At 65.2% G+C, this 21,736-nt stretch carries 13 protein-coding genes; 10 read left to right on the top strand and 3 right to left on the bottom strand.

Features of this window, described 5'->3' with window-relative positions; all coding sequences use genetic code 11:
* The first annotated feature begins 69 nt into the window (after window positions 1-69).
* The 3 genes from GEV01_RS01765 to GEV01_RS01755 all read left to right on the top strand — a co-directional run bounded on the left by GEV01_RS01765 (window position 70) and on the right by GEV01_RS01755 (window position 7,567).
* On the top strand, window positions 70-1,239 hold the full coding sequence (locus GEV01_RS01765) for an ABC transporter substrate-binding protein (RefSeq protein ID WP_152801105.1): 1,170 nt from the start codon (window positions 70-72) through the stop codon (window positions 1,237-1,239).
* Window positions 1,239-5,387, top strand: coding sequence for an EAL domain-containing protein (locus GEV01_RS01760; protein WP_152801103.1), 4,149 nt, complete (start codon window positions 1,239-1,241; stop codon window positions 5,385-5,387). The genes GEV01_RS01765 and GEV01_RS01760 overlap by 1 nt, the downstream gene beginning before the upstream one ends.
* Before the next feature lie 62 nt (window positions 5,388-5,449).
* Complete coding sequence (locus GEV01_RS01755; protein WP_152801101.1) at window positions 5,450-7,567, top strand: TonB-dependent receptor plug domain-containing protein; 2,118 nt, start codon at window positions 5,450-5,452, stop codon at window positions 7,565-7,567.
* 18 nt (window positions 7,568-7,585) lie between these two features.
* On the opposite strand, the gene GEV01_RS01750 is transcribed toward GEV01_RS01755, so the two are convergent.
* Together GEV01_RS01750 and GEV01_RS01745 are read right to left on the bottom strand one after the other, a co-directional pair.
* Window positions 7,586-8,482, bottom strand: a complete 897-nt coding sequence (locus tag GEV01_RS01750) for a type 1 glutamine amidotransferase domain-containing protein (protein ID WP_235914135.1) — start codon at window positions 8,480-8,482, stop codon at window positions 7,586-7,588.
* 24 nt (window positions 8,483-8,506) lie between these two features.
* Window positions 8,507-10,147, bottom strand: a complete 1,641-nt coding sequence (locus tag GEV01_RS01745) for a methyl-accepting chemotaxis protein (RefSeq protein ID WP_152801099.1) — start codon at window positions 10,145-10,147, stop codon at window positions 8,507-8,509.
* A gap of 188 nt (window positions 10,148-10,335) precedes the next feature.
* On the opposite strand from GEV01_RS01745, the gene GEV01_RS01740 reads away from it, so the two are divergent.
* From GEV01_RS01740 to GEV01_RS01715, 6 genes are all read left to right on the top strand, one after another.
* Window positions 10,336-10,593: a hypothetical protein gene (locus GEV01_RS01740; protein WP_152801097.1), complete on the top strand. Its 258-nt coding sequence runs from the start codon at window positions 10,336-10,338 to the stop codon at window positions 10,591-10,593.
* 92 nt (window positions 10,594-10,685) lie between these two features.
* Window positions 10,686-11,921 (top strand): SpoIIE family protein phosphatase, encoded by a 1,236-nt coding sequence (locus GEV01_RS01735; protein WP_328595410.1) that lies wholly within the window; start codon window positions 10,686-10,688, stop codon window positions 11,919-11,921.
* Window positions 11,922-11,932: 11 nt separating this feature from the next.
* Complete coding sequence (locus GEV01_RS01730) at window positions 11,933-12,490, top strand: SiaB family protein kinase (protein WP_152801095.1); 558 nt, start codon at window positions 11,933-11,935, stop codon at window positions 12,488-12,490.
* Window positions 12,491-12,512: 22 nt separating this feature from the next.
* Window positions 12,513-12,902: a DUF1987 domain-containing protein gene (locus GEV01_RS01725; protein ID WP_152801093.1), complete on the top strand. Its 390-nt coding sequence runs from the start codon at window positions 12,513-12,515 to the stop codon at window positions 12,900-12,902.
* A 2-nt stretch (window positions 12,903-12,904) separates the two neighbouring features.
* On the top strand, window positions 12,905-13,687 hold the full coding sequence (locus GEV01_RS01720) for a GGDEF domain-containing protein (RefSeq protein ID WP_152801090.1): 783 nt from the start codon (window positions 12,905-12,907) through the stop codon (window positions 13,685-13,687).
* 770 nt (window positions 13,688-14,457) lie between these two features.
* Complete coding sequence (locus GEV01_RS01715) at window positions 14,458-15,399, top strand: hypothetical protein (protein WP_152801088.1); 942 nt, start codon at window positions 14,458-14,460, stop codon at window positions 15,397-15,399.
* A gap of 205 nt (window positions 15,400-15,604) precedes the next feature.
* On the opposite strand, the gene GEV01_RS01710 is transcribed toward GEV01_RS01715, so the two are convergent.
* The gene (locus GEV01_RS01710; protein ID WP_152801086.1) at window positions 15,605-16,573 is read right to left on the bottom strand and encodes a 2-hydroxyacid dehydrogenase; all 969 of its coding nucleotides are present in this window, start codon (window positions 16,571-16,573) and stop codon (window positions 15,605-15,607) included.
* 178 nt (window positions 16,574-16,751) lie between these two features.
* Here GEV01_RS01710 and GEV01_RS01705 point away from each other — a divergent pair, with 178 nt between their 5' ends.
* Window positions 16,752-21,695, top strand: a complete 4,944-nt coding sequence (locus tag GEV01_RS01705) for a hybrid sensor histidine kinase/response regulator (RefSeq protein ID WP_152801085.1) — start codon at window positions 16,752-16,754, stop codon at window positions 21,693-21,695.
* Window positions 21,696-21,736 lie beyond the last annotated feature (41 nt).

Here is a 21,736-nt window from a genome sequence, read left to right as displayed (position 1 = left end):
TTATACTATGAAAGCATCTTAATAACGCCATTCCTGGCGCCGCAGTAGAAGTGCAGTAAAGATCGTCTGATGAAAAACACAATATTCAATCCACGGCGCTGGAGACGCGCTGCCGCCCTGCTGCTGGCGAGCGTCGCCGGTGCCGCCCAGGCCGGGGGCGGCGTGATTCCGTCCAGCATAGCGCTGGTCAGCGCCGGCGCCGCCCATGGCGGCATGCTGATCGAACCGGCCGCGCCGCTGGTCTCGGCGCCGCAAGCACCGCTTCAGTTGTCCCCGACTATGCCGCTGCCGGCGCCGCTGCGCACCGACGTGCGCCCCGTCACCCTGGCCCAGCTGGAAGACCAGCTGCGCCGCCCCGAATTGCAGGCCTCCATCGGCAAGGGCACCATCGCCGTGGTCTACCCCAACGTCGAGGAACCGTTCCGCTCCGCCTTCATCGCCATGATCCAGGGCATCGAAGAGCGCACCAAGCTCAAGGTCCGCAGCTACCCGGTCGATCCCAAGGTCGATACCGCCGAGCTGAACGCCACGCTCAAGCGCAACGGCACCAAGGTGGTGATCGCGCTGGGCCGCCAGGGCTTGAACGCCACCGCCGGGCTGGACCGCGAGATCGCCGTACTGGCCGGCGGCGTGCTGCTGCTGTCCGACGCCGAGAACGTGATGGGCATCAGCATGACGCCCGATCCGGCCATGCTGTTCTCGCGCCTGCGCGCGCTGCTGCCGGAACTCAAGCGCGTGATCGTGGTCTACAACCCGCAGAAATCCGAATGGCTGGTCAAGCTGGCGCGCGAGGCCGCCAAGGCCCAGGGACTGGAGCTGCAAGCCCACGTGGCCGGCGACCTGGCCCGCGCCGCCCAGCTGTATCCGCAGCTGATCGCTGCCGCCGACAACCGCCACGACGCCGTCTGGCTGCCGCACGACAGCACCACCGTCGAGGAAAGCACCATCCTGCCGCTGGTGCTGCGCGAATCGTGGAACAGCGGCGTGCCTCTGTTCTCCAGCAACGTGCTGCACGTGAAGAAAGGCGCGCTGTTCGCCATGGTGCCGGATAACGTCGAGCTGGGCCGCACCCTGGCCGCCTCGGCGCTGGGCGTGATCGCCGGCGATGTGCGCCGCCGCGCGCTGGTGCCGCTGCGCGAGCTGCAGACCGCCATCAATCTCCGCACGGCCAGTCACATCGGTCTCAACCTGGGCGCATTGCAACAGCGCAGTTTCGATTTCGTCTATCCGCAGCCCTGATGATTAACATAGTCCGTAACTTCCTGCGTCGTACCGGTTTCCAGCGCCAGCTCACCGTCATCGTCTCGGGCGCGATTCTCGGCCTGGCCGTGTTCTCCGCGCTGATGAACTCGTGGGAAGCCAATGCCCGCATGCGCGACTATTTCATCGAACAAGGCCAGCGCATCGCCGACAACCTGGCCCGCCAGAGCACGCTGGCGCTGCTGTTCCACTCGTCCGAGAACGCCCGCGACGTGGTCAACTCCACGCTGTCCTTCCCCGACGTGGCGGCGCTGCAAATCATGGACGCCAAGCGCAAGGTGCTGCTGTCCAAGGTGGTGGACGGCGCGAGGCTGGACGAAGCCAATCTGTCCAAGGCGGTGCCCGCGCATGCCGGCCTGGTCGGCGAAACCGCCGACGGCTGGCTGTTCGCCGCGCCGGTCTACGGCGGCCAAAGCGAGGCCTCGCCGTTCGAACTGCAGGAACACCAGCAGCAGCTGCTCGGCTACGTCCACGTACAGATCGCCAAGAGCACGCTCAAGCAGCTGACCTGGTCTCTATTGCTGGGCAACCTGGCGCTGACCTTGTCCTTCGCCGTGGTGCTGCTGGTGCTGGGCCGCCTGCTGACGCGCCACATGATCAATCCGCTCAACGCGCTGTCGACGCTGATGCGCCGTGCAGAGTCAGGCGAGTCGGGCATGCGCGCCGCGCCGGCCGGCCCGCGCGACCTGATCGAGATGGCCCACGCCTTCAACCAGATGATGAACGTGCTGGAGCAGCGCGAGGCCGAACTGAAGGACTCGCGCGACGCCGCCGTCAACATGGCGCAGATGAAGGCGCAGTTCGCCGCCACCGTCAGCCACGAAGTGCGCACGCCGCTCAACGGCGTGGTCGGCATGCTCGACATGCTGAAGGAAACCCGCCTCACCCAGCGCCAGCAGGAGTTCGTCGACGTCGCCTGGAATTCCTCCCGCACGCTGATCGCGCTGATCAACAACATCCTCGATTTCTCCAAGATGGAAGCGGGCAAGCTCAAGCTGGAGGAAACCGAATTCTGCCTCGGCACCCTGCTGTCCGAAGTGACCGAACTGGTGGCCCGCCCGGCCCAGCAGAAAGGCGTGGCCCTGAACTGGACCATCGCGCCCGACGTGCCGGCCCGCATCGCCGGCGATTCGCTGCGCCTGCGCCAGATCCTCATCAACCTGATCGGCAACGCCATCAAGTTCACCGACCGCGGCGAAGTGGCGATCGCCGTCACGCTGCTGCCGGGCGCCGATTTCGGCCTCGGCTTCGAAGTGCGCGACACCGGCATCGGCATGAACGAGGAAGTGCGCCGCCACCTGTTCGAAGCCTATGTGCAGCCCGACCCGAGCACCACGCGCCGCTACGGCGGCACCGGCCTCGGCCTGGCCATCTGCAAGCAGCTGGTCGAACTGCTCGGCGGCCGCATCGGCGTCGACAGCGAAGTCGGCCGTGGCACCACCTTCACCTTCTCCATCCTGTGCCGCCCGGCCCTGCAGCAAGTGGCCGGCCCGCCGTTGCCGATGCGTCCGCCAACCGCCACGCCATCGGCCGCGCCGCTGCCGGTGCCATCGCTGACGCCGGCCTTGAGCCCGGCCGCCGCCGAGCCGGAGCGCCAGTTCCGCGTGCTGGTGGCCGAGGACAACCGCACCAACCAGATGGTGGCCGCCGGCATGCTGGCGATGAACGGCTGCGTCTGCGAATTCGCCGCCGACGGCGTCGAAGCCGTGCGCGCCGCCCAGCGCGAGCGCTTCGACCTGATCCTGATGGACTGCAGCATGCCGGAGATGGATGGCTACGAAGCCACCGCCCACATCCGCCTGGCAGAGCTGGCCATGGGCCGGCGCACGCCTCTGGTGGCGATGACCGCCAACACCCAGGTCGGCGACGCCGAAAAATGCCTGGCCGCCGGCATGGACGATTACCTGGCCAAGCCGATCACGCTGGTCGAGCTGCGCCACAAGCTGGAGAAATGGCTGCCGCACGGCGGCCCGCTCGGCACGCCGGCCCCGCAGGCCGCGCCGGCCCAGTCCTACGCTGCCGCGCCGCGCAGCGCCGGCATCCCCTGCCCAGTCGATCCGACCGTGTTCGACAAGCTGCGCGAAGTACTGGGCGACACGCTGCCGCACGCCGTCACGCCCTATCTGGAAGACACCCCGGCCTGCCTCGACGAACTGGAGCATGCCGTACAGTCCGGCGACATGCACACCGCCCGCGCCCGCGCCCACGCGCTCAAAGGCTCGTCCGGCAACTTCGGCGCCGAAACGCTGGCCCAACTGGCGCAGCAGGCCGAGCACTTCGCCGCCGAACAGCAGCCCGAGCAGATCGAACCGCTGCTGGCGCCGCTGCGCGCCCACTACGAAGCGCTGGCCGCCTTCCTGCAAGCCGAGATCAGCGACACCGCCCCGGCCACGCCGCAGACCGGCGACGACCGCCCGCAAGTGCTGGTGGTCGACGACGACCGCAGCACCCGCAGCACGCTGCGCCACACGCTGCAGCGCGACGGCTTCCGCGTCGAGGAAGCAGCCGACGGCGCGCAAGCCTTGGCCATGCTGGCCCGCTTCCAGCCCGACGTGATCCTGATGGACGCGATGATGCCGGTGATGGACGGCTTCACCGCCTGCGCCCGCATGCAGGAACTGCCCAACGCCGGCGCCGTGCCGGTGCTGATGATCACCGCGCTGCAGGATAATTCCTCGGTCGAGCGCGCCTTCGCCGCCGGCGCCAGCGACTACATTCCGAAACCGATCCACTACGCCGTGCTGTCGCAGCGGGTGCGCCGCATCATCGAGGCCAACCGCGCCGAGAAGCGCATCCGCCACCTGGCCTACAACGACGTGCTGACCAACCTGCCCAACCGCACGCTGTTCTTCGAGCTGCTGGCCGCCAGCATCGAGCAGGCCCGTCACGCCGGCAACGGCCAGCAGGTCGCCGTGCTGTTCATGGACCTGGACCGCTTCAAGTACGTCAACGACAACCTCGGCCACGACGTCGGCGACCGCCTGCTGCAAGCCGTGGCCCAGCGCGTGCGCCACACGGTGCGCGCCGACGACGCCGTGGCCCGCCTGGGCGGCGACGAATTCACCGTCGTCCTCAACGAACTCGACAGCCCCGCCGCGGCCGCCACCGCCGCCCATAACATCGTGCGCGTGCTGTCGGCGCCCTTCCCTATCGACGGCCACGACATCTTCGTCACCGCCAGCGTCGGCATCGCCATGTATCCGCATGACGGCGCCGACGTCGCCACACTGGTCAAGCACGCCGACAGCGCCATGTACCGCGCCAAGCGCACCAACTCCGGCTTCCAGTTCTACGAAGCGTCGATGGAGCATTCGATCTCCGAGCACGTGCGGCTTGAGAGCGACCTGCGCCGCGCGATGGAACAGCAGCACCAGCTGGAAGTGTATTACCAGCCGCAAGCCTGCCTGGCCAGCGGCAAGATCATCGGCATGGAGGCGCTGGTGCGCTGGCGCCATCCGACGCGCGGCATGATCGCGCCGGTGGACTTCATCCCGCTGGCCGAGGAAACCGGCCTGATCAATCCGCTGGGCGACTGGGTGCTGCGCACCGCCTGCGCCCAGCTGCAGCAGTTCATCTGCGCCGGCCTGCCGCCGATGCGGGTGGCGGTCAACCTGTCGGTGCGCCAGCTGCTGCAAAAGGATTTCACCGCCTCGGTCGAAGCCGTGCTGGCCGACACCGGCCTGGCGCCGCACCTGCTGGAGCTGGAGATCACCGAAAGCACGCTGATGGAAAACGCCCAGGACACGCTGGCCGCGCTGCACCGCCTGCACTCGCTGGGCGTGCGCCTGTCGATCGACGACTTCGGCACCGGCTACTCCTCGCTGTCCTACCTGAAGCGCTTCCCGGTCGACATCATCAAGATCGACCGCTCCTTCGTGCGCGACGTGCCGCAGGACGCCGACGATGCCGCCATCATCAGCGCCATCATCGCGCTGGCCCACAGCCTGCGCCTGGAGGTGGTGGCCGAGGGCGTGGAGACCGAGGCCCAGCTGCAATTCCTCAAGGCCCGCGAATGCGATCTGCTGCAAGGCTTCTACCTGAGCCCGGCCGTGCCGGCGGATCAATTCGCCGAACTGGTGCGTCGCCATATCGACACGCCTACAACAGTCGCCGCGCGAATTTGTTGATTTTTACACATAAGCAATAACCGGCAGGCTAGAATCAAAAAAACGTAACAGGAGATAGCATTTTGAAAGCGTTGAGCGCCCACCGGCTGTACCTGACCGCGGCACTCACCCTACCGCTGGTTGCAGTCCACGGCATGGCCCATGCCGATCCCGTGACTGAAGAAGACGAACTGGCGCTGGTCTACGGCACCAGCGACAGCGTCAGCATCGCCACCGGCAATCTGCAAGCGCTGCGCCGCGCCCCGGCCGTGGCCTCCGTCATCACCGCGGCCGACATCGCCGCCATGGGCGCCACCGACCTCGATCAAGTGCTGGAAAGCGTCCCCGGCGTGCACGTCAACCGCACGCCGAACAGCTACTCGCCGCTGTACGTGGTGCGCGGCATCGTCAGCGCCTACACGCCGCAAATCCTGATGCTGCAAAACGGCGTCCCCATCACCACCGCCTACGTCGGCAACAAGGGCAATATCTGGGGCGGCTATCCGGTCGAGCACATCGCCCGCATCGAGATCATCCGTGGTCCCGGCTCCGCGCTGTACGGTTCCGACGCATTCTCCGGTGTCATCAACATCATCACCAAGGGCCCGGGCGAAGCCCAGGGCAGCGAGTTCGGCGCCCGCGCCGGCTCCTTCGGCAGCTACGACGGCTGGGTGCAGCACGGCGGCAAGATCGGCCCGGTCGAAGTGGCAGCCTATGTCCGCCTCGGCAAGACCGACGGCACCGACGCCATCGTCGACGCCGATGCCCAGACCCGCAACGACACGCTGTTCAAGACCCACGCCAGCCTGGCGCCCGGCTCGCTCAACAACCAGCTCAAGGCGATCGACGCCAACCTCGACCTGATCTACGGCCAGTGGCGCGGCCGCTTCGGCTACAAGAAGCGCTACGACATGGGCACCGGCGCCGGCATCGCCTCGGCGCTGGACCCGGTGGGCCGTCAGCGCGGCGAACGCATCACCGGCAGCCTGGCCTGGGCCGATCCGCAGTTCACGCGCGACTGGGGCCTGGGTGCCAGCCTCAGCAGCCAACAGTACTCGCAGGAAGTCAGCACCATGTATCAGTTGCTGCCGCCCGGCCTGACCTTCCCGACCGGCACCTTCCCGAACGGCATGCTGGGCGCGCCGGAGACCTTCGAGCGGATCTACCGCTTGTCCGGCTTTGCCGACTACAGCGGCTTCAACAATCATCACGTGCGCATCGGCGCCGGCCACGACGACATCGAGCTGTACCGTACAACCGAACACCGCAACTTCAACTACGCGCCCAACGGCACGCCGATCCCGCTGCCTGCGGTGATCGACACGATAGGCACCTCGCCCTTCATGCTGCCGCAGCGGCGCAAGGTCGACTACCTGTATCTGCAGGACGAGTGGAATGTCGCCAAGGACTGGAACCTGACGGCCGGCGTGCGCCACGACCATTACTCGGACTTCGGCGGCACCACCAATCCGCGCCTGGCGCTGGTGTGGGACGCCAGCTTCGACCTGACCGCCAAGCTGCTGTACGGCCGCGCCTTCCGCGCCCCGGCCTTCCTGGAAAGCTACGGCATCAGCAACCCGGTCGCGCTCGGCAATCCGAACCTGAAGCCGGAACGCAACGCCACCACCGAACTGTCGTTCGCCTGGCAGGCCCGCACCGACGCCACCGTCAACCTGACCTTCTATCGCTACGATATGAAGAACATCATCCGCACCGTGGCCAACATCATCCCTGGCACCGGCGCCACCTATGCCAACACCGGCGACCAGAAAGGCCGCGGCGTCGAGCTCGAATCGAACTGGACGGTGACACGCGACCTGCGCCTGTCCGGCAACTACGCCTGGCAGCGCTCGACCGACCAGACCACGCATACGGATGCCGGTTACGCGCCGCGTCATCATGCATTCGGCCGCGCGGACTGGGCTTTCGCCAGCGGCTATCAGGCTGGTTCGCAATTAAATTGGGTGGCCGGCCGCCAGCGTGCGTTCGGCGATGCCCGTCCGGTGATTGCCGACTACACCACCATCGACTTCACGCTGGCGACCCGCAACGGCCGTAACCAGTGGAACTTCGCCCTGGCGCTGCGCAACGCCTTCAATGCCGACGTGCGCGAGCCAAGTCCGGCGCCGGGCCTGAGCCTGCCGCATGACCTGCCGATGGCGCCACGCGCCCTGTCGCTGCAAGCTTCGTACAAGATGTAAGCGGTTTCCTGTGCTTCGCTACGCAGCCAGCATGGCGGCGTAGCGGCGCGCGAAGGTGTGCACATCGCCCGGCCAGCGCGCCGACAGGTAGTTCCCATCCTGCACCACCCAAGCGGCGCGATCGTCGCCCGCACGGTCGCGCACCAGGCCGCCCGTCTTGCGGAAATAATCCGGCGTGCCGGCCGGTACGTCGATAAAGTCTTCAGGCGAGGCCAGCGCGCGCTTGACCTCCTGCTCCACGCTCCAATAGCCTGCGGGTTCGCCTTTGCTTTCGCCATAGGTGCGGTAGTAGCCCGGATCCCAGAAGCGCGCCAGGAAGCGCGTCAAATCCCAGGCGCTGCGTTCCAGCTTCCACGTCAGCGCCGTGGTCTTGCGGCCGTACAGCACCGAACGCTGTGTGCGCGGCGAGATTGAACGGGCGGCCAGCAGAACGCCGTGGCACACCGCCGCCACCGGCTTGCCGCTGTCGAAAAAATCCGCCACCACGGCTTGCAGGACCTGGTCTTCCAGATAGGGACGCATGCCCTTGGCGTGACCGCCCGGCAGCAGCAAGGCGTCGTACTGCGCGGCGTTCAGGTCTTCAAAGCGGCGCGGTTGCAGGAAGGCTGGATCCTGCTCCAGCGCGGCGTAGGCTTGGCGGCCGTGATGGTCGGCGCGCAGCATCAGGCCGAACAGGCGCAGCTTGCGCAGGCCGGGCAGCCAGCCCCACGGATCCAGGCCCTCGCCGCTGAGCATCAACGGGTCGGCATGGCCGCGCGTGCCGTCGACGGTGGCGAACTCGATGTGGTGGCCGGCATCGCGCAGAATGCGCCAGCTCAGCGCCACCTCGGTCGGATCGAAATCGTGCAGCGGTATCGGAATCAGGATGCGGCGGCAGTGGCTCATGGCGTGGGTGCGGAATGGTCGGGCATTCATTCTACATGCCGCGCACCCCAATCATCATGCTGCGCGGCGCAAGCTGCCTGCATCCGACGTCGGCGCCGGCAAGGCCGTGCGCGGTGCGGCCACCGGGAACTGGTGCACGCTGTGCTTGTCGCCTTCGATCTTGAACGAGCCCACCAGCTGCGCCAGTTCGCGCGCCTGGTCCTGCATCGCATCGGCAGCAGCAGCAGCTTCCTCCACCAACGCAGCGTTCTGCTGCGTGACATCGTCCATATCGCCGATGGCGGCGTTGACCTGCTCGATGCCGTGTTCCTGCTCGGCGCTGGCGGCGCTGATGGCCGACATGATGCCCGTCACCTTCTCCACGCTCAGGACGATCTCCTCCATCGTCGCGCCGGCCGCCTGCGCCAGCTCGCTGCCGCTGGCGATGCGCTCTGCCGATTCGTTGATCAACTGCTTGATCTCCTTGGCCGCGCTGGCCGAGCGCTGCGCCAGGTTGCGCACCTCGGATGCCACCACCGCAAAGCCGCGCCCCTGCTCGCCAGCCCGCGCCGCTTCGACCGCCGCATTCAGCGCCAGAATATTCGTCTGGAAAGCGATGCTGTCGATCACGCTGGTGATGTCGACGATCTTGTGCGCATAGTCGTTGATGCTGGCCATGGTCTGCACCACCTCCGACACCACCTTGCCGCCCTTGCCCGCCACCGCCGATGCCGATTCGGCCAGACGGTTGGCCTGGCGTGCATTGCCACTGTTCTGCTTGACGGCAGAAGTCAGCTCCACCATCGCAGAAGCCGTCTCCTCCAACGCACCGGCCTGATGCTCCGTGCGGCGCGACAAATCCATATTGCCGTTGGCGATCTCGCGCGAAGCGGCATCGATCGCCACCGCGCCATCGCGCACGCGGCCCACGGTATCGGCCAGACGCGCCGTCATGTGGCTGAGCGCATCGAACAGCTGGCCGATCTCATCGCTGCGGCCATGGCGGATCGCGCCATGCAGCTCGCCCGCCGCCACCTGTTCGGCCAGCGCCACCGCCCGCGTCAACGGACGCACGATGCTGCGGGTCAGCGCCAGCGCCAGTGCCGCGCCAACAACCAGCGTCGCCAGGCCGAAGCCCGCCAGCAGCGCGCGGCTGCCCTGGAACTGGCTGGCGGACTGCTCGGCCAGTTGCTTGGCCTGCTGCGTCTGGTAAGCCAGCAGCTTGCCCAGCGCGCCGGTGTAGGCCTGGAACACCGCCGCCATCTTGGTGTCCAGCAGATCGCTCACTTCCTGGGTGCGGCCGCTGTCCTTCAGTTTGAACAGTTCGGCGCGCAAAGCCATGTAGACGCCCTTCCTGGCGGCCACCGCGCGCAGCAGCTCCGTTTCCGCGCCCTGCGCCGGCATCGCCGCCAGCTTCGCTTCCATGGCCGTGGCCAGCTTATCGCCGGCGGTCAGCTGGGCCTGGAAGATGTCGGCCACTTCCAGGCTGTCGCTGCGGGCGATCGAGGTGGCGCGCAGGCCGTTCAGCTCAGTCATGCCCAGCAGCTCCGAGGTCAGCTGCTGCTTGGCCAGCTTCTCGCTGACCAGGTTGGAGGCGGTGTCGTTGGCCGTTTGCAGGCGCCACAGCGCCACCGCCGACATGCACGCCATTAAAAACAACAGTGCGGCGAACGATGCCATCACGCGGACACCGGTATTCAATTGAGGGATTTTCATAACGTTTCTATAAGAGAAGTGCGGTTCGTACAAGATAAAGCCGACTATACGCAGCAAATATGACCGCCTTATTACCGTACGGCAACTTCTACTTATATGTTTATTACGAAACAATAGATATTTTTCAAGAGAAACTTTATGAGGGATTCGTATATACTGCTTTGACACACTCGCCACCTCTGAAAATCGTGAGCCAACTCCTCTCCGCCGACGCCGATCTGCTGCAATCCGAACAAGACGCCCTGCTCGCGCTGAGCAAGCTGTTGCACATCTGGTACAGCGAAGCGGGCCTGCACGGCATGCTGCGCTCGCTCGACGCCACGCTGGCGCAGTGCCACGCCATCCGCGACGAATTCGCCGCAGAGAGCGCCGAGACGCGCCTGGACGCCGAACGCGGCGCCATCAGCCAGCATCTGCGCTTCATGTTGTCCTTATGCGCAGACTGATAACATTCTTTTCTTTTGGTTAAGATGTAATAGGCTTGTAACAATTTCCCACTAGCATTACCGGCACTGTAGTCAACCAAAGGTAACTGCCCGTGGAGTTCAACGCCTCTCGTTTGCACCTGCCCCGTTTTCGCCTGTCCGTCGCCGCCGACCTGTGCGTGGAGACGGTCTCGGTGGTGTCCGACACCAGCAACTTCGGCGTGCTGGAACTGTTCACCGAACGCCGCGACCTGATGAGCTTGCCGGTGCTGGAAAGCGACCGCCCTATCGGCCTCATCAGCCGCAACATCTTCATGTCGCAGATGTCCAAGCCCTTCTACCATGAGCTGTACGGCAAGAAGAGCTGCATCGCCTTCATGGACAAGGAACCGCTGATCGTCGATGCCGCCATGAGCATCGAAGAGTTGACCTTCCGCGCCGTCGAATCGGGCGAGAAGGCGCTGGCCGACGGCTTCATCGTCACCCGCGACGGCGGCCTGGCCGGCGTCGGCTTCGGCCTGCAGCTGATGAACGTGGTCGCCAATATGCAGGCCGAGAAAAACCGCCAGATCATGCACAGCATCGACTACGCCAGCGTGATCCAGCGCTCGCTGCTGCGCCCATCCGACCTGGCGCTGACCGAGACCCTGCGCGACGCCCACCTCGAATGGCAGCCGCGCGACGTGGTCGGCGGCGACTTCTATCACTTCGCGCGCTACCCCGACGGCTGGTTCGCCGCCATCGCCGACTGCACCGGCCACGGCGTGCCGGGCGCCTTCATGACGCTGATCTCCTCGTCGACTTTGGCGCAGGCCTTGCAGCAACTGGGTCCGCGCGATCCGGCCGCGCTGATCGCCGAAGTCAATCGCGGCGTCAAGAGCATGCTGGGCCAGGTCGACGAGCGCCACAGCCAGCACGGCGCGGCCGCCTCCAACGACGGCATGGACGCCGCCTTCCTGTGGTTCGACTACGCCAGCCGCCAGCTGCACTTCGCCGGCGCCAAGCTGCCGCTGTTCCAGCTCGACCCGGACCAGCAGGCGGTGCAGACGGTGGACGGCGACCGCATGGGCGTGGGCTATGTCGACACGCCGCTGGACTACGCCTGGACCAACAAGATCATCACCATCCCCGAGCGCAGCCTGCTGTTCCTGACCACCGACGGTTTGATCGACCAGATCGGCGGCCCCAAGGAAATCGCCTACGGCAAGCGCCGCATGCGCGACGTGATGCTGGCCCAGCGCGGCGCCGGCGCGCGCGACGTCAGCGACGCCATGCTGGCCGACTACCAGGCCTGGCAAGGCGAACAGCCGCGCCGCGACGACCTGACCTTTTTCTGTTTCCGCCCATAGGAGCGCCGATTTTGCTGTACGAAGAATTCAACGATTTCTGGGACGTGGCCCGCAAGCGCCACATCATCTTTTTCTACGTGGGCTATTTCTCGCAGCACGTGGTGGCCGCCATTTCCGAAACCATCAAGGCGCGGCTGGACACCGCCGGCGCCGCCGGGCCGACGCGCCGCCGCATCTTCTCGTCCTTCGTCGAAATGTCGCAGAACATCATGCACTACTCGTCGGACACGCTGACCCCGCACGAGCAAAGCGACAACCAGATGCGCCGCGGCTCCTTCTGCATCGGCATGAAGGACGACAGCTTCTTCCTGCTGTGCGCCAACCCGGTCGACAGCACCAACGTGGAGCGCATCCGCAGCCGCCTGGAGCCGCTGCATACGATGACGATGGAAGAGATCAAGTCCGCCTACAAGAAAGCGCTGCGCGACGAAACGCCGGCCGACAGCAAGGGCGCGGGCCTGGGCTTCCTGACCATGGCGCGCGACGCCAGCGAGCCGCTGGAGTTCGAGTTCGTGCAGGAAGCGCAGGATCCGGGCACCACGGTGTTCTGCATCAAAGCGATCATTTAAAAAAATCAGTACTGGAACAGTTATGGAACCACTCTTTATCAGCGCCTCGCCCACCTCGCCGGAAATCGACTTCCGCTTCGACCAGGACACCCTGTCGATCAAGGGCGAGTCCTATCCCGAAAACGCGGCTGCTTTCTACGGCCCGCTGATCGCCCGCGTGCAGGCCTACCTGGACGGCTGCAACGACGCCAGCATCACCGTCAACGTTTCGCTGGCCTACTTCAACAGCTCCAGCACCAAGATGCTGTTCTCCTTCTTTGATGCGCTGAACAAGGCCGCCATCGCCGGCAACCAGGTGCGCCTGAACTGGTACCACGACGAGGACGACGACACCATCCTCGAATTCGGCCAGGAGCTGCAGGACGATTTCGACGCGCTGGACTTCCACGACCACCCCGTGAGCGGAAACTGACCATGATGACCATCCCGGGCCGCGAAGAGGCTGACCTGTTTGCGCTGGAAAGCGCGGCGCTGGCCAACGCCCGCGCGGCCCACGCCGACCCGCGCGCCGATGCCCGCGCCGCGCTGGCCGAGATGATCGTCCACTACGAGCGCCTGATGCGCGAGAGCCGCCGCCTGATACGCCGCAGCGACCGCGCCGAACTCGATATGAACCAGATGAACCGCCAGCTGCACGAACTGGCGCTGCAACTGGAGTACCGCGCCACTCACGATCCGCTGACCGGCGCACTCAATCGCGCCGCCGTCATCGAGCACGCCTCCGGTTGTCTGGAGCGCGGCGACATGGCGCTGATCGTGCTCGATATCGACCACTTCAAATGGGTCAACGACGACTTCGGCCACCCGGCCGGCGACGCCGTGATCAAGACCGTGGTGCTGTGCCTCCAGGCGCTGCTCGGCCCCGAGGTGGCGATAGGCCGCGTCGGCGGCGAGGAGTTCTCGGTGGTGTGGCCGACCAGCTCCGTGGAAGAAGCGCAGCGGGTGGCGGCCAGCATCTGCGAAGCCATCGCCGACCAGGTGTTCGCCGCGCCGATCGATCGCCAGATCACGGCCAGCGTCGGCATCAGCTGGAACCGTGTCGGCACCAGTTTCGAAACCGCCTACAGCCACGCCGACGAAGCGCTGTACGCCGCCAAGCGCGCCGGCCGCAATTGCGTCAAGCTGCATTCCATGCTGCCGCCGCCGCATCCGGCCGCCACGCCGCCGTCGGAAGACATTTCAGTTCCTTGCCATTGAATTTGCGGGCGACAGGACAGCTGTCCGACTCCTTACGGAGGTCGCTGTAAGAGCGTTTGCTTCGGCTGCCCATCTCGCGCCCCTCTCAATTGCTTGACGAACGACACGCCCCCCCCTTCCCGCGTGAGCTAGCGCCGCTTTTCTCATGACTGCCGCACGGCGGCTCTTGCTGCCGATTTCCACTTCCACTTTGGAGCGCCTGTCGCTGCCAACCTTTGCGTAATTTGGAGTTGATCGAACCAAAGAGAAAAGAGAGTTTCCTTGAAAAATCCTTCATTTCCCAAAAAATATTATTAACACAAATCAAAAACCAAACTAAATCGCCCGCTAACATAACTCGTACGCATTCGTTGGAATCGCCAGCCCACGACCTTCTTATACCTTGGATGACGACAAACCTGTTCTGCTAGATCTAGCCGGATTAAATTCATCTGGTGCATTTGCTCAGATAGATCAGGGAAATTACTCTTATTCGCAACCCGCCGCGTCGTACGGCCAGTCCATATTTGCGAGGATTGACGTGGGTATAACCACTGTTGCTACAGACTGCATTACTGGGATGGCAGCTGCGGCCGGCGTCGCAAAGATGGGATCAGTATTAAGTCCCAGCACCAATTTTCCAACCCGAGCCGTAGCAGCAATAGGTTGCGGAGTCGGAGTTACTGGCGGACTATACCGTAGCATAAAAGATCTCTGAATTCCCCGTGCTTACTCGTCAATAATGCCATTTTTTGACGAGTAAGCGCCTAGGAGAAATAATGAAACTATGCATGATGAAATATTTTTTGATATTTCTCATAACCCATATTGCAACCGTGCTAAGCAAGGAATGGACGCCTACGCAATGGATATGGAAAAAGCAATCAGACGGAACATTTTCTCGTCTCAGCATGTTGCTTCCCGTAAGTCTCGTTGGTTCAAACGAGACATATTATTTTAATTTCGATACTGGAGCGGAAGTTTCTCTCCTTTTTAAAAATAACGTTTTCCTTGATCGACAACTCTCAGAAATAATCAATCATAGTCCTCGCGTTTATTTGTCAAAAGAATATCATGAGGCAACTAACTATGGAGTCGTTTTAGAGGGAAAGATTCTCGACGCTTCAATATCGAAGTTGCCATTTCTATTTCACAATTTAGTAACTGGTCAGAAGTCGCACGTTATCGGATCTGTTGGGTTAAATGCGTTCTCCGCAGCGGTATTGGCAATAGATTTCATTGCTAATCGTGCCATGCAGGCAGAAAACGTCGATATTATTGGATCCAGCTCGCCAGTGAATATACATTACCAGGACTACACTTTGTCTTCTGGTCTTCCACTCGTATCACTTTCCACCATGGGAAAAAAGCAAGGAATTTTCGTGTTGGATACAGGATTCAGCATCGCAGAGTTGGCAATTTTTAACTTGGATACCTGGAAAGCAGTCACGGGAAGAAGTTTGGATGACTTCCGTAACAAGAAAATCATTGAACATACGCTTGGAAGGCGACTTGTTTGCATCATCGCTCCAAGTCTACTAGATATTGATTTTGGACCAGTTCGACTGGGGAAACTGACGACCGCCTATTGCCTTCGCGATGGTATTCCTTTCAAAGAGACCGGACTTGACGGTCTACTCGGCAATCCAGTTTTTTATGATAAAGCGATACTCGTTTTTGATACAAAAAACCGCCAATTGGGCATTGGGATCGCTACGGAGCCAAAAAAATGATGAAGCATCTATTGAGCATTTCCAAAAGTGCCTTGGCCGAAGCGATATGGCCCGCCCCCCCAAGCTTGTTGAGTTGCTCCGTTTCTATTTGCCATTGACGCTATCGGGCGACACAGGTCTACAATTTCTCTCGTCAGCCCTGCATCCCTGTTGGCGTCTGTAAAGTTAAAGCGCAAATTCATGTCTCGCCCTCTGAAACGATACTTCAGCGTACCGGCGTCAACAAAGATCGGCCGTCAAAGTGGGCGCGCAGGTTGTCCACCACCAGCTGGCCCATGGCGTACCGGGTTTCCACCGTCAGGCTGCCGACGTGCGGCGTCAGCACCACGTTGTCCAGCTCACGCAGCGCCGCCGGCACATGCGGCTCGTGGTCGAACACGTCCAGCGCCGCCTTGCCCAGCACACCGTCGCGCAAGGCCGCAACCAAGGCCTCCTGGTCCACCAGCGACCCGCGCGCCACGTTGACCAGCGTACCCTGCGGCCCCAGCGCCGCCATCACCTCCGCATTCACCGCATGGCGCGTGGCCTCGCCGCCCGGCGCGCACAGCACCAGGTAGTCGCTGGCCTGCGCCAGCGCCAGCAGCGACGCGCAGCGCCCGGCCGCAGCGCCATCCACCGCGCGCGGCTGGTAGTACAGCGCGCGCATGCCGAAGGCCGCCGCCCGCGCCGCCACCGCCTGGCCGATGCGGCCGAAGCCGAACACCCCGCACACCTTGCCGCGCAGCGCCCGCGTCGGCGCCAGCGACGGGCCGTGCTCCCAGGCGCCGCTGCGCACCAGGCGGTCCAGCGCCGGCAGCCCGCGCGCCGCTGACAGCAACAGCGTCAGCGCCAGGTCCGCCACGTCCTCGGTCAGCACACCGGGAGTGTTGGTAACAAAAATGCCACGTTCCCGCGTCTGTTCCAGCGCCACCGCGTCGGTGCCGATGCCGTTGACGGCGACGATTTCCAGCTTCGGCAGCTGCGCCAGCAGCGCCGGGCCTATGCCGATCGACCCGGTCGTCAACACCCCGCGTATGCCCGACGCCACACTGGCGAGCCAGTCCGGTTGGGCCTCGCAGGGCTGGCGCCACAGGTGGTGGCAGTGGAACGCCTGCTCCAGCTGCGCCATCACGTCCGCCGACGGACTGGCCGCCAGCACCAGTATTTCCGGTTTTATATCGGTATCTTTATGCATGTGGCGATTGTACAAGCAGGCCCAGATTCCCGTTGCTTTGCATGGACTTTCTGTCGGCATTTCCGTATGCTGGACCTACCACCCTGGAGCGCGCCCCGATTTGAACGTCCCCGCCCCCACCCCGCAAACTTGCCTCGCCTTCCGCCGCTGGTTATCCGCGGCGTTGGCGGCATGCGCGATGCTGTGCGGCCCCGCGGCCGCAGGGCCCGAGCGCTGGGACAAGCTGGCCACGCCGCTGTTCGAACACCTCGGCCTGGAACAGGGACTGCCGCACCCGATCGGCATGGCGCTGGCGCAGGACGGCGAAGGCTACATCTGGGTCGGCACCCAGACCGGCCTGGCGCGCTGGGACGGCTACCATATGCGCACCTTCCATCACGACGCCGCCAACCCCGCCTCGCTGCCCGGCGACTTTATCCAGGTGCTGCACGTCGACACGCGCGGCCGCCTGTGGATAGGCACGGCCGCCGCCGGCATCGCCATGTTCGACAAACGCAGCGAACAGTTCACGCGCCTCAACGATGAACTGAGCAAGGGCCAGGTCAGCGCCCTCGCCAGCGACGCCAAGGGCAACCTGTGGATAGGCACGCCCACCGGCCTGAAATACTACGACACCGTGCAAGGCACGCTGCGCCGCTACACCCACGAAACCCATGCCGGACTGCCGGACAACCAGGTGCGCGCCCTGCTGGTGGACCACGCCGGCACGCTGTGGGTAGGTACGGGCACCGGCCTGTCGCGCCTGCGCGAGGGCGGCGCCATCACCCAGGTCGCGGTCAGCGGCGAAGGCCAGTCCGGCTGGAGCGACACCGTCATGGCGCTGGGCGAGAACGCCATGGGGCAGATCGCCTTCGGCACCCTCAAGAGCGGCATCGGCGTCATCGACTCCCAGGCCGACCGTGGCCGCATCCTGCCGATCAAGGGCGTCAAGGAACTCCAGGCCAATATGGTGCTGGCGGTGATCGAGACCACGCCCGGCACCTGGTGGGCCAGCACCTACGGCGGCGGCGTGGTCGAGTACCGCAGCGGCAGCAACGAGGGTCACCGCATCCAGCACCAGGCGGCCGTGCCCTTCAGCCTTAGCAACGACCGCACCGCCGCCCTGCTGCGCGACCGCAGCGGCATGATCTGGGTGACCACAGAGCGCGGCGTCGACTTCTACGATCCGCACAACGAGAGCGTCGATTCGGTGTTCGGCGCCCAGGGCGCGCAAGAAGCTTCCGTCACCGCGCTGATGACGGACCACCAGGGCCAGGTGTGGATCGCGCTGGCCGACCAGGGCGTCGACATCGTGCACGCCAACGGCGACCGCTCCGCCGTGCTGCGCCCCGATCCGGCCCGTCCGGACAGCGCGCTGCCCAACCGGGTGGTGCTGGCGCTGGCCGAGGCCAGTCCCGGCGAGGCCTGGATCGGCACCCAGCTGGGCCTCTACCGCACCAGCGCCAAGGGACGCAGCGTGCGCCGCGTGCCGCTGCCGCAGGCCAGCGCCTATCCGCGCATCGGCACCATCCTGGCGCGCAGGGGCGAACTGTGGCTGGGCACCTTCGACGGCCTGCTGCGCTACGACCCGCAGGCCAACACCGTGCGCCGCTACGTGCAGGGCACGGCCGATGCCGGCGGCCTGACCGACAACCGCATCCACGCGGTGGTGCCCGACGGCGACGGCGCGCTGTGGGTCGCCACCCGCAACGGCTTGAACTGGCTGGATCCGGAAACCGGCAAGGTGGAACAGATACGCGCCAATCCCGCCCTGTCCACCGCGCTGTCGGAGGCCATCATCAGCTCACTGGTGATCGACACGCGCGGCCGGCTGTGGGTAGGCACCTACGGCGGCGGCATCTGCGTCATGACCGGGCGCGATGCGCAAGGGGTGCCGGAGTTCCAGCGGGTCGGTTCCCTCGCGGGCCTGGCGACCGGCACCATCATGTCCATGCAGGCCGATCCCGTGGGCCGCATCTGGGCCGCCACCGCCGACAGCATCGCCGTGATCGACGCCGCCACCCTCAAGGCGCGCGCGCTGACCCGCGCCGACGGCCTGGCCTTCCGCACCTTCTTCATCGGTTCCAGCACCGTCACGGCCGAACGCGACCTGGTGTTCGGCGCCACCTCCGGCATGGCGGTGGTGTATCCGGGCCGCCTGAACGACTGGGGCTACCGCCCGCCGCTGGTCATCAGCGCGGTGCGCCTGGACCAGCAGCCCGTCGCTCCAGCCCAACTGGCAAGCGATAACGGCCCGACGCTGACGCTCAAGCCGGAGAACCAGGGCTTCGAAGTGGAGCTGGCCGCGCTGGACTTCTCGGCGCCGCAGCGCAACCGCTACGCCCATCTGCTGGAAGGCTTCGACCAGCGCTGGGTGGAGGCCGACGCCACCCGCCGCATCGCCGCCTACAACCATCTGCCGCCCGGCAGCTACCGCCTGCGCCTGCGCGGCAGCAACCGCGACGCGCTGTGGAACGCCGACGAGCTGCAACTGCGGGTGGTGGTGCTGCCGGCCTGGCACCAGACCTGGTGGGCCTGGCTGGGCTACTTCCTGGCCGCCTGCCTGCTGGCGTGGGGCCTGGTGCGCTGGCGCGTGCGGCAGCTGCACCACAAGGGCGAGACGCTGCAGGCGCTGGTGTATTCGCGCACCCAGCACCTGGAAAAACTCAACGCCATCGTCAAGTCGATCAACGAGCAGCTCGATTTCGACGCGCTGCTGCACACCATCCTGCATGAGTCGACCGTCATCAAGGGCATCGACTCGGCGGTGGCGCTGGTGCGCGAGGCCGGCACCGAGACGCTGTCGCTGCGCGCGGCCTGGGGCCGCATCGACACCGCGGCCGACGCCTACACCATCGACCTGCGCCAGGCCGAGCTGCGCTACGCGCCGGCCAACTGCATGATCGCGCCGGACATCTTCGAAGTCCACCACCACAATTCGCTGCCCGGCGACGTCTGCGCGCTGCTGGCGGTGCGGGTGGTGATCGACGGCCAGGTCGAAGGCTATCTGATCTTCGAGAACTACCAGTACCAGGCGGCCTTCGCCCCCACCGACCTCGATCTGCTCAAGGCGCTGAAGGAGCCGTTTGTGTCGGCCTACCAGAAGGCGCGCGCGCTGCGGCTGCTGGAACAGGCGCGCGCCAACGCCGAAGCGGCCACCCGCGCCAAGAGCGATTTCCTGGCCAACATCAGCCACGAAATCCGCACGCCGATGAACGCCATCCTCGGCTTCGCCGGCCTGGGCACGCACCTGGACCTGCCGCCGCAGCCGCTGGACTACTTCCGCAAGATCGGCCGCGCCGGCCAGAGCCTGCTGGAGATCATCAACGACGTGCTGGACTTCTCCAAGATCGAATCGGGCAAGCTGGAACTGGAGGCGCTGCCCTTCGACCTGCCCGACACCCTGAGCCAGCTGGCCGACCTGTTCTCGTGGCGGGCCGCGGAGCGCGGACTGGAACTGGTGATCTGGGCCGCGCCGGACGTTCCGTCCAACCTGCTGGGCGACTCGCTGCGCCTGAGCCAGATCCTGGTCAACCTGGTCGGCAACGCGCTCAAGTTCACCGCGCGCGGCCACATCGAGCTGCGGGTCGAGCGCGACCACCAGGCCCCCGTCCCCGGCGACGGCTACATCGCGCTGCGCTTCGTCGTCGAGGACAGCGGCCTGGGGATCAGCGAAGAGCAGCAGGCCCGCCTGTTCCAGGCCTTCGCCCAGGCCGACGCCAGCACCACGCGCCTGTACGGCGGCACCGGGCTGGGACTGGCGATCTCGCAGCAGCTGGTGCGCAAGATGGGCGGCGTGATCCGCGTCGACAGCGAACCGGGCGTCGGCAGCAGCTTCGGTTTCAGCATCGCCGTGCAGCTGGCGAGCGACCAGACCCCGCGCGCCGCGCCGCTGCCGCCGTCGGTGCTGGGCAAGCGCGTGCTGGTGGTGGACGACAGCGAGGCGGTGCGCCACATGCTGAAGATCCAGCTGTCCAACCTGGGGCTGAAGGCGCGCGCCGTGGCGTCGGGCACCGCGGCGGTGGCGGCGATGCAGCTGGACCACTACGACGTCCTGATGATGGACGCCGACATGCCCGATATGGACGGCATCGAAACCCTGCAGCGCATCGCCGGCGACGCCGAGCTGGCGGCCGTGCCGGCGGTGCTGATGACCACCGCCTACGCGCGCGAGCACAGCCGCCAGACGGGCGAGCAAAGCCGCCTGATGCCCTTCCTCGACAAGCCGGCCCACCCCTACCTGCTGCGCAGCGTGGTGCTGGCGGCGCTCGGCCTGGAAAGCACCCAGCCCGCGGTCAGGCTGGTGGCCGCGCCGTCGGTGGCGGTGCAGCGCATACGCGGCGCCCACGTGCTGGTGGTCGACGACAACAGCATCAACCAGCAGGTGGCCAGCGAGATCCTGCAACGGGCCGGTGTGCGCGTGGACCTGGCGGGCAGCGGCGAAGAGGCGGCGCGCATGACCGCCGCCGGCCGCTACGACGCGGTGCTGATGGACATCCAGATGCCGGACATGGACGGCTACCAGGCCACGGCCCTGATCCGCGCCGATCCGGACAGCGCCAGGCTGCCGATCATCGCCATGACCGCGCACGCGGTGGCCGGCTACCGCGAGCGCTGCCTGGAGATGGACATGAACGACTACGTCACCAAGCCCATCGACCCCGACACCCTGTACGCCGTGCTTGCGACCTGGGTCGAGCCGGAACCGGGCCTGCCGGAAGACGCCGATGCGCAACCCGCCGCCGTGCAGGGTCCACGCTACGCCAGCGAGGCAAGCACGGTGGCGCGGCGCGGCATCGACATGCCGGCCGCGATGGAGCGCCTGGGCGGCCACGGCCGCCTGCTGTCCCAGTTGCTGGCCCTGTTCGCCAAGGACTTCGATACAAGTTTGCAGCAGATACAACACGCCATCGACACCGGCGACTTCCCGCAAGCGGCCGAGCTGGTGCACAAGATCCGCGGCGCCGCAGGCAATATCTCGGCAACAGAGTTGTACGAATCCGCAACCGTGCTGGAAGAACACCTGCGGGGACACCCTCCCGCGCCCAAGGATGTGCTGCACGCGTTTGTGCAATCGTTCGATGTCGTGATGGAGAGCGCGCGCCAGGATGTGGCAGAGCGCGAGGCCGAGACGCCGGCCTGATTTTGATGCCAAGCTGCAACAGGTGCAAGATGCTATCTACA

This window comes from Rugamonas rivuli (assembly GCF_009380165.1).
Taxonomy (GTDB): Bacteria; Pseudomonadota; Gammaproteobacteria; order Burkholderiales; family Burkholderiaceae_D; genus Rugamonas; species Rugamonas rivuli.
Note: the sequence above shows the minus strand (reverse complement) of the source record. Positions and strands in the feature narration are given on the sequence as shown.